Below are 14,283 nucleotides of genomic sequence, written 5' to 3'. Positions count from 1 at the left end.
AATCCCGCCCCGGTCCACGCTCCGGGGCCGGCCCGGATCTCCGACTGACGCACCCCCATGGCGACCGCAGGGTCAGGGTCGCACCTCATGAACGCCCCTCCCGTTGTGCCCCGCAACGCGCTGCGCGAGGGGCCCGGTAGCGCATCCCAGGAGGGATTGTGTCGAGTACCGAATTCCAGACAGTGCTCAAGACGGCATCGGGGTACCTCGACGTGGCCGCCAATGCGCACGGTGAGGAGAAGGCGTTCCTCGCCGTCCAGGCGCTGAAGCGCACGTGCCACCCCAGTCCCCATGTCGTTGCGGTAGGGCCCGGTGGCGGCTCCGCTGTCGCCCACCTGGCCTCACAGCTCTCCTTAGGCGAACCGCACGTCGAGAGCGCGCGCCTCACTCTCATCGAAGTGCCCGGTGTCACGTCGTCCTCGCTGGCGGATGCCGTGGAGGCCTTCAGCCGGGTTGGCACCTGTCAGTTGGTCTCCGGCTTCGCCCAGGACATGGGAACACTGCTTACCGAGCCGGCCGACGTCATCAGCGCTTCCGCTCTGCTGCACGAGGTGTATTCGTACGCCGGCGGCTACACCGGCCTGCATGGGGTGATCCGCACGCTGCCGACGGTCCTCCGCCCGGGCGGCATGTTCGCCTACCGCGATGTGTACGCGGTCAAGGGAGTGTCTCTCCACGACGGGTCGCTCCAGACGTACACCTCACGGTCGTGGCTCCGGTTCCTGCGGATGTTCGTCCCGCAGTATCTGGAGCACGGCACGCACCCTTACCACAGCGCCTCCGACCCGATGGTGTTCCGGCAGGACTCGCGGATCGTCCCCGTCGAGAGGCTGGACGAGATGACCAGCGCCGTCATCGCTGCCCCTGCCGGGGTGTTCCGGGAAGTGCAGAGGCACTACATCACCCTGCGCGACCACGTGTGGCGCTCGGGCGTCCTCGGCTTCCGGCCGTTCCTTGAAGGCCCCCTCGCAGCGGACTGGATCGACGCCAGGCGCGGGCACAAGCGGGTCCACTACGCGCTGACAGACACCGATTGGCTCCCCGACTCCCAGAAGTCCATGCTGATCGCTCTGAGCGAGCGGTACATTGACCACTACACCGTCGACGGGGACATCTTCGACGAGTGCACCGACATCGCACTCAACGCCTTCCTCACGCTGGCCGAACACGGCGACGGGGAGTGCGGGGAGGTCTGGCAGAACTGGGTGACCCGCGAGGGGCGCGAAACGTACGCGTACATGACGCTGGACTCCCTGCTCGCGGCCGTGGCCGTCCACTCCACCGAGGTGGCCCAGAACCAGCGCACCGTGCTCATGCCCGTGCAGCCGACCGACGTGCTGCGCCGCGACCGCACCTACTACAACCGCTACCTGCGGCGCGCACTGCCCAACCCCCTCCGCGACGCCAAGCAACTGGTCCTTTTCACCAACATCCCCGTCGGTGACACACGTTCGTTGTCAGAGGGGATGCACTGTCTCCAGCAGTGGTGCAGCAAGGGCAGCTTGGCCCGCGTGTACTCAGCGATCAATTCAGGAGGGTGACCAGCATTGGACGGGCACATCGAAGTGGAGCGCAAGCGACGCCTCCCGGATGAAGACGATGGGTCGTTCGTAGCACGGATGCTCACCGGGCTCGGCTGGCAGCCGGACGCGCCGGTGACCGAAGTGGACACGTACTACAGCCGCCCCGACGTCGACTACATGCAGACGGTGGAGTGCCTGCGCGTCAGGCGCCGCGGCGACTTCTGCGAGATCACCTACAAGCCCCCGTCCGCCGAGGCCACCCACAGCAGCGACGGCGTCATCTCCAAGAAGGAGACGAACGTCCTGCTCGCCTTCGACCAGGCACAGCAGGCCGACCAGCTGCTGGAGAACATCGGCATGCGACGCCTCGTCCAGGTGAAAAAACACCGAGCGGCCTACCGGCATCCGAAGCACCCGAGCGTCAGCGTGAACATCGACACCGTGGCAGGCGTCGGCGTCTTCGTCGAAACGGAGGTCATCAGCGCGGACCCGGAGACGGCATCCGACACCGTGGCAACGATCGAGCGACGGCTCGGCGTGGCCGACCTGCCGACTGTCGAATTGCCCTACCGCGATCTGGCCATGGGCTGCACCACTTCATGAACCTCAGCGCAACCTCACATCCTCTGAGAGAGCACGACCACTGACGGGCCCGGAGTTGTCGGCGCCTTGCGCAGGTCCTCTGCACTACATCCAGCTCGGCGGCGGCGTGACGGACGGCGGCCCCGAGCTCCTCCTCGTCCTCTGCCTACGCGGAAACCCCCGTCCCCCGAACACCGCGGCGCGCCAAGGGATTTGCCCCCTTGGCGCGCCGCGTCGTCGCTAGCCGTTCCGCAGCGCGAACCACAGCTCCATGCGGACGTCCGGGTCGTCCAGGTCGGTGTCCAGCAGGGTGGCGCAGCGGGTGATGCGTTGGCGGACCGTGTTGCGGTGGACGTCCAGGGCGACCGCGGTGCGGTCCCAACTGCCGTGCAGAGCGAGCCAGTTGCGCAGGGTCTCGGTGAGGGCCGGGTGGTCGGCGAGGGGGGCGAGGAGGGTACGGGCGTAGGACTCGGCGTCCGCGGGGGGCAGCAGATCCGCGAGGCCGGGCCGGGCCCCGTGCCGGACCAGCGGGGTGCGGGTGGCGCGGGCTCGGGCCAGGGCGCGGGCCGCCTGAGTGTCGGCGTCCGGCCACCCGTCCGGCGTCACCGCGGCGCTCACCCCGAGCGTCCAGCCGGGCTGCGCCTGCGGCTCCTGCCCGCCCGACAGCGGCAGCGGGACCAGCACCCGTACGACGTCGTGTGCGAGATCGACCAGCGGCGACCCCAGCGCCGCCCCGAGCGCCGAGGCGGCCACGGCGTCCGGGAGCCCGGCCTCCGGCCGGGCGTGGACGACGGCCCAGCTCCCCTCCCCGAGCAGCGGCGCGACCTCCTGCGGGCGCGCGCCGAGCAGCAGGCGGACGAAGGCGGACGAGCGTGCGGCACCGGCGCCGCTCTGGTGCTCGCCGGTCAGCAGGGACAGCAGGACGGAGGCCACGGAGGCGATGGTGTGGTCGCCGGACTCGCGCCGCGTGGTCGCCACGGCGAGGACGAACCCCTCGCCCGCCCCGAGCGCGTAGGCGGCGAGGTGCGTGTCGCCGAGGGTGTCCGTCGCGGAGGCCGGGCCGGGGGTCCCGGTCGCGTCCGGCCGTACGACCTCCGTCAGGGCGGCGAGGGCCCGGCGCACCCCCGCCGCCGGTTCCCGGCCCGCCGCGGCGGTCTCCGTGCCGTCGGGGCCGTACAGCACCGCGTGGCCGGTCAGGCGCCGGGCCAGCTGGCGCAGCACGGAGGGGACCGGGTCGGGGCGGGCGGCGGCGGAGGCGAGGCTCTGCTGCGCCTCGGTGACGCGCCGCAGCTCGGCCAGCCTGGCCTGCGCCATCAGCTGCCACACCGCCCGCGCCACGCCGGAGAACGTGGTCCGGGGCGGGACCTCCAGGAGCGGCAGGCCGTACCGGTCGCAGGCGGCTACCAGCGCGCGCGGGACCGTGTCGTGCACCGGCGCCAGGCCGAAGCCGAGGGCCGCGCCGCCCGCCTCGACGATCCGGGCGACGTAGTCGTCGAAATAGGTGCCGGAGCCCGCCGCCTCCGGGATCTGCACCCCGGCCGTGAGCAGCAGCTCGCCGCCGAGCAGATAGGGGTACGGGTCGGCCATCTCCGAGGTGTGCGCCCAGTGGATCACGACCGGCGGATCCGTCGGGCCCGCGATCTGCCGCAGGCCCAGGTCCTCGCGGGCCAGCAGGGCGGAGAGCGGGACCGGTGGGGTCGGTGGGACGGCTGGGGCGAGGGCATCCGGCATGGTGTGCGCTTCCTCCACTCCACCCCGTTCGTATGGATGAAACGTACACTTCGCAGTCGCTTTCCGGCCACCTAATGTCAGGTCAGCACGGCAGCCGCGGGTACGGGCGGATGTCCCCGCGATCCGCTGCCGGCACACCACCCCCCATGTATCTGCACGACACGCCACCGATCAGCGCGCGAAGGAGGGCCCCATGGCCGTCGACTACACAGTGATCGTCGTCTATCTCGCCGGGATGCTGGCCATGGGCTGGTGGGGCATGCGCCGCGCCAGGTCGAAGAGCGAGTTCCTGGTGGCGGGGCGCCGGCTCGGGCCGGCCATGTACTCCGGCACCATGGCGGCGATCGTCCTCGGCGGCGCGTCCACCATCGGCGGGGTGGGGCTGGGCTACCGGTACGGCCTGTCCGGCGCCTGGATGGTCTTCACCATCGGCCTCGGCCTGCTCGCGCTGTCGGTCTTCTTCTCCGCCCGCATCGCCCGCCTGAAGGTCTACACCGTCTCCGAGATGCTGGACCTGCGCTACGGCGGCCGGGCGGGCATGATCTCCGGCATCGTCATGTGGGCGTACACCCTCATGCTGGCCGTCACCTCGACGATCGCCTACGCCACGATCTTCGACGTCCTCTTCGACATGAACCGGACGCTCGCGATCGTCATCGGCGGCACGATCGTGGTCGCGTACTCCACGCTCGGCGGCATGTGGTCGATCACCCTGACGGACATGGTCCAGTTCGTCGTCAAGACGATCGGCGTGCTCCTGCTCCTCCTGCCGATCGCGGTCGTCAAGGCGGGCGGCTTCGGCGCGATGAGGGCCAAGCTGCCGACCTCGTACTTCGACCCGCTGGGCATCGGCGGCGAGACGATCTTCACCTACGTCCTGATCTACACGTTCGGCATGCTGATCGGCCAGGACATCTGGCAGCGCGTGTTCACCGCCCGCAGCGACACGACCGCCCGGTGGGGCGGTACGGTCGCCGGCACCTACTGTCTGGCCTACGCCCTCGCCGGCGCGGTGATCGGTACGGCCGCCAAGGTGCTGTACCCGAAGCTGGGCAGCCCGGACGACGCCTTCGCGACCATCGTCAAGGACGAACTCCCCGTCGGCGTACGGGGGTTGGTGCTCGCCGCCGCCCTCGCCGCCGTGATGTCCACGTCCTCCGGCGCGCTCATCGCCTGCGCGACCGTCGCCAACAACGACATCTGGTCGCGGCTGAAGGGCGCCGTCCGGCCCTCCGCCGAGGAGCACGACGAGGTCAGGGGCAACCGCGCCTTCATCCTGATCATGGGCGTGGCGGCGATCGGGACGGCGATCGCGCTGAACAACGTGGTCGAGGCACTGACCGTGGCCTACAACCTGCTCGTCGCCGGTCTGCTCGTGCCCATCCTCGGCGGCCTGCTGTGGAGGCGCGGCACGGCGCAGGGCGCGCTGGCCTCGGTGATCGTCGGCGGCCTCGCGGTCGTCGGCCTGATGGCCGGGTACGGCATCCTCGCCAACGAGCCCGTCTACTACGGCCTGCTCGCCTCCCTCGCCGCCTACGTCGCCGTGTCCCTGGCGACCAGGCCCACCGACGCGGCCGTCCTCGCCGTCTGGCGCGAGCGCCTCGCGGGACGGCCCGGCCCCGAACTCCCGTCCGAACCGGTACCGGCTCCCCAGTAGAGTCGTATGTCGTATGACAAGCAGTGCATGCGCGACGAAGCGCAGGAAAGAAGGCATTTCACCATGAGCAGCAACGAGACGCCCCGCGGCCCCGTCGACTCCTCCCGCGTCCCGCGCTACGCCGGTCCCGCGACCTTCGCCCGGCTGCCCCGCCTGGACGAGGTCGGCACCGCCGACGTCGCCGTCGTGGGCGTGCCGTTCGACTCCGGCGTCTCGTACCGGCCGGGCGCCCGCTTCGGCGGCAACGCCATCCGCGAGGCGTCCCGGCTGCTGCGTCCGTACAACCCGGCGCAGGACGCCTCCCCCTTCGCGCTCGCCCAGGTCGCGGACGGCGGCGACATCGCCGTGAACCCGTTCAACATCAACGAGGCGGTCGAGACGGTCGAGGCCGCGGCCGACGACCTCCTCGGCACGGGCGCGCGCCTGATGACGCTGGGCGGCGACCACACCATCGCGCTGCCGCTGCTGCGGTCGGTGGCGAAGAAGCACGGCCCGGTGGCCCTGCTCCACTTCGACGCCCACCTGGACACCTGGGACACCTACTTCGGCGCCGAGTACACGCACGGCACCCCGTTCCGCCGTGCGGTGGAGGAGGGCATCCTCGACACCTCGGCACTGTCCCACGTCGGTACGCGCGGCCCGCTGTACGGCAAGCAGGACCTCACGGACGACGAGAAGATGGGCTTCGGCATCGTCACGTCCGCCGACGTCTACCGCCGCGGCGCCGACGAGGTCGCCGACCAGCTGCGCCAGCGCATCGGCGACCGCCCGCTGTACATCTCGATCGACATCGACTGCCTGGACCCCGCCCACGCCCCCGGCACGGGCACCCCGGAGGCGGGCGGCATGACCTCGCGCGAGCTGCTGGAGATCCTGCGCGGCCTGGCGTCGTGCAACCTGGTCTCGGCGGACGTCGTCGAGGTGGCCCCGGCGTACGACCACGCCGAGATCACCTCGGTCGCGGCCTCCCACACGGCCTACGAACTGACCACCATCATGAGCCGCCAGATCGCGGCGGCCCGCACCGCCTGATTCTCCTTAGGGGACCGAGAGCAGTGACCCACGACCACGACCTGGTACTCCGCCCGACGCCTGCGCAGATCACCGCGGCCCTCGCCCCGCCCCCGGGGCGAGGCGGCGGAGACCTGGTCGTGGAGACCCTGTCCGGGCTCGGCGCGACGACGGTCTTCGGCCTGCCCGGCCAGCACGCGCTCGGCATGTTCGACGCGCTGCGCCGCTCGTCGCTGCGCTACGTGGGCCTGCGGGTGGAGAACAACGCGGGCTTCGCGGCGGACGCGTACGGCCGTGTCACCGGCGAGGCCGCGCCGCTCCTGCTCTCGACCGGCCCGGGCGCCCTGACGTCGCTCGCCGCGCTCCAGGAGGCGGCGGCGGCCTCGGCTCCCGTCCTGGCGATCAGCAGCCAGATCCCGACGGCGGGCCTGGGCGGCGGCCGCCACGGCTATCTGCACGAACTCCCGGACCAGTCGGCCTCGTTCCGGGGCGTGGTCAAGTCCGTCCACACGGTCCGTACGCAGTCCCAGATCCCGTCCGCGATCGCGGCGGCCTGGAAGTCGGCGCTGACGGCTCCGCACGGCCCGGTGTGGGTGGAGATCCCGCAGGACGTCCTGCTGTCGCCGACCGCCCTCCCGGTGGTGACGGCGATGGACGCGACGCCGGACGACCTGGTCCCGCGCCCCGAGCTGACGGCCGTGGCGGCCGACCTGCTGTCGCACGCGCGGCGCCCGGCGATCATCGCGGGCGGCGGGGTCGTGCGCGCGGACGCCTCGGGCAAGCTGAGGGCGCTGGCCGAGAAGCTGGACGCGCCGGTCGTGACGACCTTCGGTGGCAAGGGCGCCTTCCCCTGGGAGCACCCGCTCTCGCTCCAGTCCTGGCTGGAGGACCGGCACACGACGGACTTCCTGGAGGACGCGGACGTCCTGCTGGTCGTGGGCTCGGGGCTCGGCGAACTGTCCTCGAACTACCACACGTTCAGGCCCCGGGGCCGGGTGATCCAGATCGAGGCGGACCTCGGCAAGCTGGAGTCCAACCATCCGGCCCTCGGCATCCACGCGGACGCCCGCCTGGCCCTGCAGGCCCTGCTGGAGACGGTTCAGGAGCGCGGCGACGCGTCGGCGCCCCAGCGGGTGCGGGAGCTGCTGGCCCGGGTGGCCGCCCGTATCGCGGCCCAGGACCTCACCCTGGAACAGCAGGTGCTGGCGGCCGTCCGCAGCGCCCTGCCCGCCGACTCCCCGTCGTTCTGGGACATGACGATCCTGGCGTACTGGGCCTGGTCCGCCTTCGACGCGCAGGGCCCCAACACGATGCACTCGGCCCAGGGCGCCGGCGGCCTCGGCTACGGCTTCCCCGCGGCCCTCGGCGCGGCGGCGGCCGACCCGTCCCGCCCGGTCCTGGCGGTCTCCGGCGACGGCGGCGCCCTGTACTCGATCGCGGAACTGGCCACGGCCCGCCAGTACGACCTGCCGGTCACCTGGCTGATCGTGGACGACGGCGGCTACGGCATCCTGCGCGAGTACATGACGGACACCTTCGGCCAGGCGACGGCGACGGAACTGACCCGGCCGGACTACGCGGCCCTGGCGGAGTCCTTCGGCGTACCGGCCGTACGGACGTCCGCAAAGACCCTGGAGGAGGACCTGGCCAAGGCCCTGTCGGCCCCGGGCCCGTCGGTGGTCGTACTCCCGGCGCTCCTGCGGATGTTCGCGCCGACGCACCTGACCTAGCCCGGGTACGGCCGCCTCGCTCACGCCGGGGCGGCCGATGCGCCCGGGACTCCCGTCCCGCCCTGCCTCACAATGGAAGGCATGCCGATATCCGGGACACCCAGCCGCGCACAGCTCGTCGACCACCTGGTGAGGACCCGTATCGCGGGGGACGTCGCCACGCCCCGCGAGAACAACCTCTCCCACTACCGCAAGCTGGCCAACGGCGACCGCCACTACTGGCTCGGTCTGGAGCTGGGCGAGCGCTGGGCGGACGAGCAGGACGTGCTCGCGGTGATGGCCGAGCGGGTGGGGGTCAACGACGACCCCGAGTACCGGTACGGACAGGACACCATCGACCCCGAGTTGACCGTGGACGGGCTGGAGCGGATGGGGGCGCGGCTGCGCAAGGCGGCCGAGGGGCGGCAGCGGGTGCTGTTCGCGACCGGCCACCCGGGCGGCCTGCTGGACGTGCACCGGGCCACGGCCGCCGCACTGCGCGCCGCCGGCTGCGAGATCGTGGTCGTCCCGGACGGGCTGCAGACGGACGAGGGGTACGTCATGCAGTTCGCGGACGTGGCGGTGCTGGAGCACGGGGCGACGCTGTGGCACACCCACTCCGGGGAGCCGATGCGGGCCATTCTGACGGGACTTGAGCGCGAGGGGCGTCCGCTGCCCGATCTCGTCGTCGCCGACCACGGGTGGGCCGGGTACGCCGGGCAGTACGGTGTCGACTCCGTCGGGTACGCCGACTGCAACGACCCGGCGCTGTTCCTCGCCGAGTCCGAGGGCACCCTCCAGGCCGTCGTACCGCTGGACGACCATGTGCTGAGCCCGCGTCACTACGACCCGCTGACGGCCTATCTGCTGGCGGAATCAGGCTTCTGACGGACTGACAGCACCGGACGAACAGCACTGTGCGGCTCCTCGCGCGCGGAGCCGCACAGTGAAGGCGCTGTCTGTGTCAGTGGTCAGCGGCCGTTGTCGCCGCCGCCGCGGCCGTTGTCGCCGCCACCGCGGCCGTTGTCACCGCCGCGGCCGTTGTCGCCGCCGCCGTTGCGTCCGCGGTCGCCGCCGTTGCGTCCGCGGTGGTGACGGCCGCCGTGGCGGTGGTGGCCGCCGCCGCAGCCGCATTCGTGGTGCCGGTGGTGGCCGCCGCGGTGGCCCTCGGGCGCCGCCGCAGCGGTGCCGGCCGCGCCGATCGAGGCTCCGCCCGCCAGCATCAGGCCGGCGGTGGACAGCACGACATAACGCTTGATGCGCTGTGCTCGCATGGGTTGTACCCTTTCGTTTCCATCATCTGCCGCGCCTCCCAGGGGAGAAGAGGGACGGGTCGGATGGTCGGGCGCCGCGCTCACGGAGGGGGAAGGCACGGCGCGCTCTTCAGGTGTCACCGCAGAGGTTGGCCACACGGCCGTGACCTCCGGCATCACACGTTCCGCTTGCACGAATCGTGTCCGGTCGGTCACGCCGTGTACTGCGGCTTCACTGAATGAGCGTAGTGGCCCGTCCGCCATCCGGCATCTCGGGACGCATCAGGCACGCGGGACGCGGACCACGCCCTCCTGGATGACGGTGATGGCGAGTTGCCCGTCCTGCGTGTAGATCCGGGCCTGGCCGAGACCCCGGCCGCCGTGCGCGGACGGCGACTCCTGGTCGTACAGCAGCCACTCGTCGGCGCGGAAGGGCCGGTGGAACCACATCGCGTGGTCCAGGGAGGCGCCCACGACGTCCCCGACGGCCCAGCCGCCCCGCCCGTGCGCGAGCAGCACGGAGTCGAGGAGGGTCATGTCGGAGACGTAGGTGGCGAGGACGACATGGAGCAGCGGGTCGTCGTCGAGTTTGCCGTTGGTGCGGAACCACACCTGGGAGTGCGGCTCGCGCGGTGCGCCGAACTGGCCGTACGGCGGCTCCTCGGCGTAGCGCAGGTCGACCGCTTCCCGGGCCTCGATGAACTTCTCGACGACGGCCGGGTCGAGGTGGCCGTAGCCGCGCAGCCGCTCCTGGGAGGTGGGCAGGGTCGCCGGGTCCGGGGCGGGCGGCATCGGCGTCTGGTGGTCGAGCCCCTCCTCGTCCGCCTGGAAGGAGGCGGAGAGGTGGAAGATCGGCTTGCCGTGCTGGACGGCGACGACGCGGCGCGTGGTGAAGGAGCGGCCGTCGCGGATGCGGTCCACGGTGTAGACGATCGGCGCGCCGGGGTCGCCCGGGCGCAGGAAGTACGCGTGGAGGGAGTGGGCGGGCCGGTCCGCGGGGACCGTCCGCCCGGCGGCGACCAGCGCCTGCGCCGCGACCTGCCCGCCGAAGACGCGGGGTACGACGGCGGAGCGGGACTGGCCGCGGAAGATGTCCTCCTCGATCTGCTCCAGGTCGAGCAGATCGAGGAGGTCCTGAAGTGCCTGGCTCATGGCGTCAGTTGTACCGGCCACTCATGGGCGCCTGGTTTCACGGCCCTTACAGGCCCATGTCCTTGGCGATGATGGACTTCATGATCTCGCTGGTGCCGCCGTAGATGCGGTTGACGCGGTTGTCCGCGTACAGGCGGGCGATCGGGTACTCGTTCATGAAGCCGTAGCCGCCGTGCAGCTGGAGGCAGCGGTCGATCACGCGGTGGGCGACCTCGGTGCAGAACAGCTTCGCGGAGGCGGCCTCGGCGGGGGTCAGCTCGCCGGCGTCCAGCGCCTCGGTGGCGCGGTCGGCGACGGCCTCGGCGGCGTCGACCTCGGCCTGGCAGGCGGCCAGCTCGAACTTGGTGTTCTGGAAGGCGGCGACGGGCTGCCCGAAGACGACGCGCTCCTGGACGTACTGCTTGGCGAACCGGACGGCCGCCTTGGCCTGCGCGTAGGCGCCGAAGGCGATGCCCCAGCGCTCGGAGGCGAGGTTGTGGCCGAGGTAGTAGAAGCCCTTGTTCTCCTCGCCGAGGAGGTCCTCGACGGGCACCTTGACGTCGACGAAGGCCAGCTCGGCGGTGTCCGAGGTCTTCAGCCCCAGCTTGTCGAGCTTGCGGCCGACGGAGTACCCCTCCGCCTTCGTGTCCACGACGAAGAGGGAGATGCCGTGCCGGCGGTCCTCCTTGGTCGGGGCGGAGGTACGGGCGCAGACGATCATGCGGTCGGCGTGCACACCGCCGGTGATGAAGGTCTTGGCGCCGTTGAGGACGTAGTGCGTGCCGTCCTCGCTGAGCTTGGCGGTGGTCTTCATGCCCGCGAGGTCGGAGCCGGTGCCCGGCTCGGTCATCGCGATGGCCCACATCTCCTCGCCGGAGACGAACTTCGGCAGGTAGCGCTTCTTCTGCTCGTCGGTGGCGAGCAGCTTGATGTAGGGCAGGCCGAGCAGCACGTGCACACCGGAGCCGCCGAAGGAGACACCCGCGCGGGCGGTCTCCTCGTACAGGACGGCCTCGAACTTGTACGAGTCGATGCCGGCGCCGCCGTACTCCTCGTCGACGCGGATGCCGAAGACACCGAGCTCGGCGAGCTTGTAGTAGAAGTCGCGCGGCGCCTGGCCCGCGGCGAACCACTCGTCGTAGACCGGCACGACCTCGGCCTCGATGAAGGCGCGGAGGGTCTCCCGGAACGCCTCGTGATCCTCGTTGAACACCGTACGGCGCACGGTTACCTCCACGTACCTCGGCATATCGGCTGTCTAAGCGCTTGCTCAGATCGAAGATACCGGCCAGTACGGTGTGTCGTCCAGGGTGAGTCAGCCCACACACGGGCCCCGCGGCGGCGCACTGCCACGCGGCTCACCCCTCCCCCGCCGCCTCGAACGCCCCGCACGCCATCCGGTGCAGCAGGGCGGCCGTGGTGCCGCGGCCGGGCAGGGTGCCGGCGCGGCCGAGGTGGGGGGTGGAGTTCAGCAGGCCGAAGACCGAGTGGACGGCGGAGCGGGCGGCGGGCTCGGTCAGCGCCGGGTACACCTCGCGGACCACCTCCACCCACAGCTCGACGTACTGCCGCTGGAGCTGGCGCACCAGCTTGCGGTCGCTGTCGCGCAGCCGGTCCAGCTCGCGGTCGTGCAGGGTGATCAGCGGGCGGTCGTCCAGGGCGAAGTCGATGTGGCCCTCGATGAGCGAGTCGAGGACGGCCCGCGGGCCGGTGGCGCCGTCGGCCTCCGCCAGCCGCCGCCTGGCCCCCGTCAGCAGCTGGCCGCTGATGCCCACCAGCAGCTCGGCGAGCATCGCGTCCTTGCCCGGGAAGTGGCGGTACAGGCCGGGGCCGCTGATGCCGACGGCGGCGCCTATCTCGTCCACCCCGACGCCGTGGAAACCGCGCTCGGCGAAGAGCCGGGCGGCCTCCTTCAGGATCTGCTCGCGCCGGGTGGGGGCGTCGGTTCTGGTGACCATGCACGTAATTCTAGACAGCGAGGTTAGCGGTCGTTAACCTGGAGGAAATGGTTAACGCTCATTAACACGTGATCCACGGATTCGATCACCGGTGAGGGGACCGCAGGATGCAGGAGGCACCGGAGCTCCGGAGCGCGGCAGATCCCGCGTCGGAGGCCTGGCGGGCCAATGAACAAGCCCATCTCGCGCTCGTCGAGGAGCTGCGCGGCAAGCTCGCCGCGGCGGCGCTCGGCGGCGGCGAGAAGGCCCGCGCCCGGCACACCGCGCGCGGCAAGCTGCTGCCCAGGGACCGGGTGGACACGCTGCTCGACGCGGGCTCGCCGTTCCTGGAGCTGGCCCCCCTCGCGGCCGAGGGGATGTACGAGGGCGCGGCCCCGGCCGCCGGCGTGATCGCCGGGATCGGGCGGGTCAGCGGGCGCGAGTGCGTGATCGTCGCCAACGACGCCACGGTCAAGGGCGGCACGTACTACCCGATGACCGTGAAGAAGCACCTGCGCGCCCAGGAGGTGGCCCTCGACAACCGGCTGCCGTGCGTCTACCTCGTGGACTCCGGCGGCGCCTTCCTCCCGATGCAGGACGAGGTCTTCCCGGACCGCGAGCACTTCGGGCGGATCTTCTACAACCAGGCGCGGATGTCCGGGGCCGGTATCCCGCAGATCGCGGCCGTCCTCGGGTCCTGCACGGCGGGCGGGGCGTACGTCCCCGCGATGAGCGACGAGGCGGTGATCGTCCGCGGCCAGGGAACGATCTTCCTCGGCGGCCCGCCGCTGGTGAAGGCCGCGACCGGCGAGGTCGTCACGGCCGAGGAGCTGGGCGGCGGCGAGGTCCACTCCCGGATCTCGGGCGTCACCGACCACCTCGCCGAGGACGACGCACACGCGCTCAGGATCGTGCGGAACATCGTCGCCACACTGCCCGCCCGGCGCTCTCTGCCCTGGGACGTCGCCCCGGTCGTCGAGCCCAAGGCCGACCCCTACGGGCTGTACGGCGCGGTCCCGGTCGACTCCCGTACCCCCTACGACGTACGCGAGATCATCGCGCGCGTCACGGACGGCTCCCGGTTCGCCGAGTTCAAGAGCGAGTTCGGGCAGACGCTCGTCACCGGCTTCGCGCGCGTCCACGGCCACCCGGTCGGGATCGTCGCCAACAACGGCATCCTCTTCTCCGAGTCCGCGCAGAAGGGCGCCCACTTCATCGAGCTGTGCGACCAGCGCGGTATCCCCCTGGTGTTCCTCCAGAACATCTCGGGGTTCATGGTCGGCAAGGACTACGAGGCGGGCGGTATCGCCAAGCACGGCGCCAAGATGGTGACGGCGGTGGCCTGCACGCGCGTGCCGAAGCTGACGGTGGTGGTCGGCGGTTCGTACGGCGCGGGCAACTACTCGATGTGCGGCCGGGCCTACTCCCCCCGCTTCCTGTGGATGTGGCCGAACGCCAAGATCTCCGTCATGGGCGGCGAGCAGGCCGCGTCCGTCCTCGCGACCGTCAAGCGCGACCAGCTGGAGGCGCGCGGCGAGCAGTGGCCCGCCGAGGACGAGGACGCCTTCAAGGCGCCGATCCGCGCGCAGTACGAGCGCCAGGGCAACGCCTACTACGCCACCGCCCGCCTCTGGGACGACGGCGTGATCGACCCGCTGGAGACCCGTCAGGTGCTCGGTCTCGCGCTGACCGCCTGTGCCAACGCGCCCCTGGGTGACCCCCAGTTCGGCGTCTTCCGGATGTGAGGAG

The 14,283-nt window shown here is 71.4% G+C and carries 12 protein-coding genes; 7 read left to right on the top strand and 5 right to left on the bottom strand.

What is annotated here, in order from left to right; genetic code table 11:
* Positions 1-158 precede the first annotated feature (158 nt).
* Both BIV23_RS40320 and cyaB read left to right on the top strand, forming a co-directional pair.
* Positions 159-1,541, top strand: a complete 1,383-nt coding sequence (locus BIV23_RS40320; protein WP_218161919.1) for a class I SAM-dependent methyltransferase — start codon at positions 159-161, stop codon at positions 1,539-1,541.
* Between the two features lie 24 nt (positions 1,542-1,565).
* Entirely contained in the window at positions 1,566-2,126 is a 561-nt protein-coding gene (cyaB, locus tag BIV23_RS40315; protein ID WP_281250205.1) for a class IV adenylate cyclase, read from the top strand.
* A 219-nt stretch (positions 2,127-2,345) separates the two neighbouring features.
* Here cyaB and BIV23_RS40310 read toward each other — a convergent pair whose 3' ends face one another.
* On the bottom strand, positions 2,346-3,836 hold the full coding sequence (locus tag BIV23_RS40310) for a PucR family transcriptional regulator (protein WP_177240214.1): 1,491 nt from the start codon (positions 3,834-3,836) through the stop codon (positions 2,346-2,348).
* Between the two features lie 193 nt (positions 3,837-4,029).
* On the opposite strand from BIV23_RS40310, the gene BIV23_RS40305 reads away from it, so the two are divergent.
* The 4 genes from BIV23_RS40305 to BIV23_RS40290 all read left to right on the top strand — a co-directional run bounded on the left by BIV23_RS40305 (position 4,030) and on the right by BIV23_RS40290 (position 9,101).
* Entirely contained in the window at positions 4,030-5,493 is a 1,464-nt protein-coding gene (locus BIV23_RS40305; protein ID WP_071385969.1) for a sodium:solute symporter family protein, read from the top strand.
* 63 nt (positions 5,494-5,556) lie between these two features.
* Positions 5,557-6,525 (top strand): agmatinase, encoded by a 969-nt coding sequence (speB, locus tag BIV23_RS40300; protein WP_071385968.1) that lies wholly within the window; start codon positions 5,557-5,559, stop codon positions 6,523-6,525.
* 23 nt (positions 6,526-6,548) lie between these two features.
* On the top strand, positions 6,549-8,234 hold the full coding sequence (locus BIV23_RS40295; protein ID WP_071385967.1) for a thiamine pyrophosphate-binding protein: 1,686 nt from the start codon (positions 6,549-6,551) through the stop codon (positions 8,232-8,234).
* 81 nt (positions 8,235-8,315) lie between these two features.
* Positions 8,316-9,101: a phosphatase gene (locus tag BIV23_RS40290; protein ID WP_071385966.1), complete on the top strand. Its 786-nt coding sequence runs from the start codon at positions 8,316-8,318 to the stop codon at positions 9,099-9,101.
* 83 nt (positions 9,102-9,184) lie between these two features.
* On the opposite strand, the gene BIV23_RS40285 is transcribed toward BIV23_RS40290, so the two are convergent.
* The 4 genes from BIV23_RS40285 to BIV23_RS40270 all read right to left on the bottom strand — a co-directional run bounded on the left by BIV23_RS40285 (position 9,185) and on the right by BIV23_RS40270 (position 12,555).
* A complete protein-coding gene (locus BIV23_RS40285; protein WP_071385965.1) occupies positions 9,185-9,487 on the bottom strand; it encodes a hypothetical protein in 303 nt (100 codons plus the stop codon).
* 261 nt (positions 9,488-9,748) lie between these two features.
* Complete coding sequence (gene tesB / locus BIV23_RS40280) at positions 9,749-10,618, bottom strand: acyl-CoA thioesterase II (RefSeq protein ID WP_071385964.1); 870 nt, start codon at positions 10,616-10,618, stop codon at positions 9,749-9,751.
* Positions 10,619-10,664: 46 nt separating this feature from the next.
* Positions 10,665-11,822 carry an acyl-CoA dehydrogenase family protein gene (locus BIV23_RS40275; protein WP_071385963.1) on the bottom strand — a complete coding sequence of 386 codons (1,158 nt, stop codon included), beginning with the start codon at positions 11,820-11,822 and terminating at the stop codon, positions 10,665-10,667.
* A gap of 133 nt (positions 11,823-11,955) precedes the next feature.
* On the bottom strand, positions 11,956-12,555 hold the full coding sequence (locus tag BIV23_RS40270; protein ID WP_071385962.1) for an SACE_7040 family transcriptional regulator: 600 nt from the start codon (positions 12,553-12,555) through the stop codon (positions 11,956-11,958).
* Between the two features lie 107 nt (positions 12,556-12,662).
* Between BIV23_RS40270 and BIV23_RS40265 the strand changes: the two genes are divergently transcribed.
* Complete coding sequence (locus BIV23_RS40265; protein WP_071385961.1) at positions 12,663-14,279, top strand: carboxyl transferase domain-containing protein; 1,617 nt, start codon at positions 12,663-12,665, stop codon at positions 14,277-14,279.
* The last annotated feature ends 4 nt before the right edge of the window (positions 14,280-14,283 follow it).

Origin of the sequence: Streptomyces monashensis, assembly GCF_001866665.1 — a bacterium.
GTDB lineage: Bacteria > Actinomycetota > Actinomycetes > Streptomycetales > Streptomycetaceae > Streptomyces > Streptomyces monashensis.
Note: the sequence above shows the minus strand (reverse complement) of the source record. Positions and strands in the feature narration are given on the sequence as shown.

Excerpts from the sequence above, each read along its gene's own strand:
- BIV23_RS40310 (WP_177240214.1), bottom strand. The coding sequence starts at position 3,836 with ATGCCGGATGCCCTCGCCCCAGCCGTCCCACCGACCCCACCGGTCCCG.
- BIV23_RS40305 (WP_071385969.1), top strand. The coding sequence starts at position 4,030 with ATGGCCGTCGACTACACAGTGATCGTCGTCTATCTCGCCGGGATGCTG.
- speB (WP_071385968.1), top strand. The coding sequence starts at position 5,557 with ATGAGCAGCAACGAGACGCCCCGCGGCCCCGTCGACTCCTCCCGCGTC.
- BIV23_RS40290 (WP_071385966.1), top strand. The coding sequence starts at position 8,316 with ATGCCGATATCCGGGACACCCAGCCGCGCACAGCTCGTCGACCACCTG.
- BIV23_RS40285 (WP_071385965.1), bottom strand. The coding sequence starts at position 9,487 with ATGCGAGCACAGCGCATCAAGCGTTATGTCGTGCTGTCCACCGCCGGC.
- tesB (WP_071385964.1), bottom strand. The coding sequence starts at position 10,618 with ATGAGCCAGGCACTTCAGGACCTCCTCGATCTGCTCGACCTGGAGCAG.
- BIV23_RS40270 (WP_071385962.1), bottom strand. The coding sequence starts at position 12,555 with ATGGTCACCAGAACCGACGCCCCCACCCGGCGCGAGCAGATCCTGAAG.
- BIV23_RS40265 (WP_071385961.1), top strand. The coding sequence starts at position 12,663 with ATGCAGGAGGCACCGGAGCTCCGGAGCGCGGCAGATCCCGCGTCGGAG.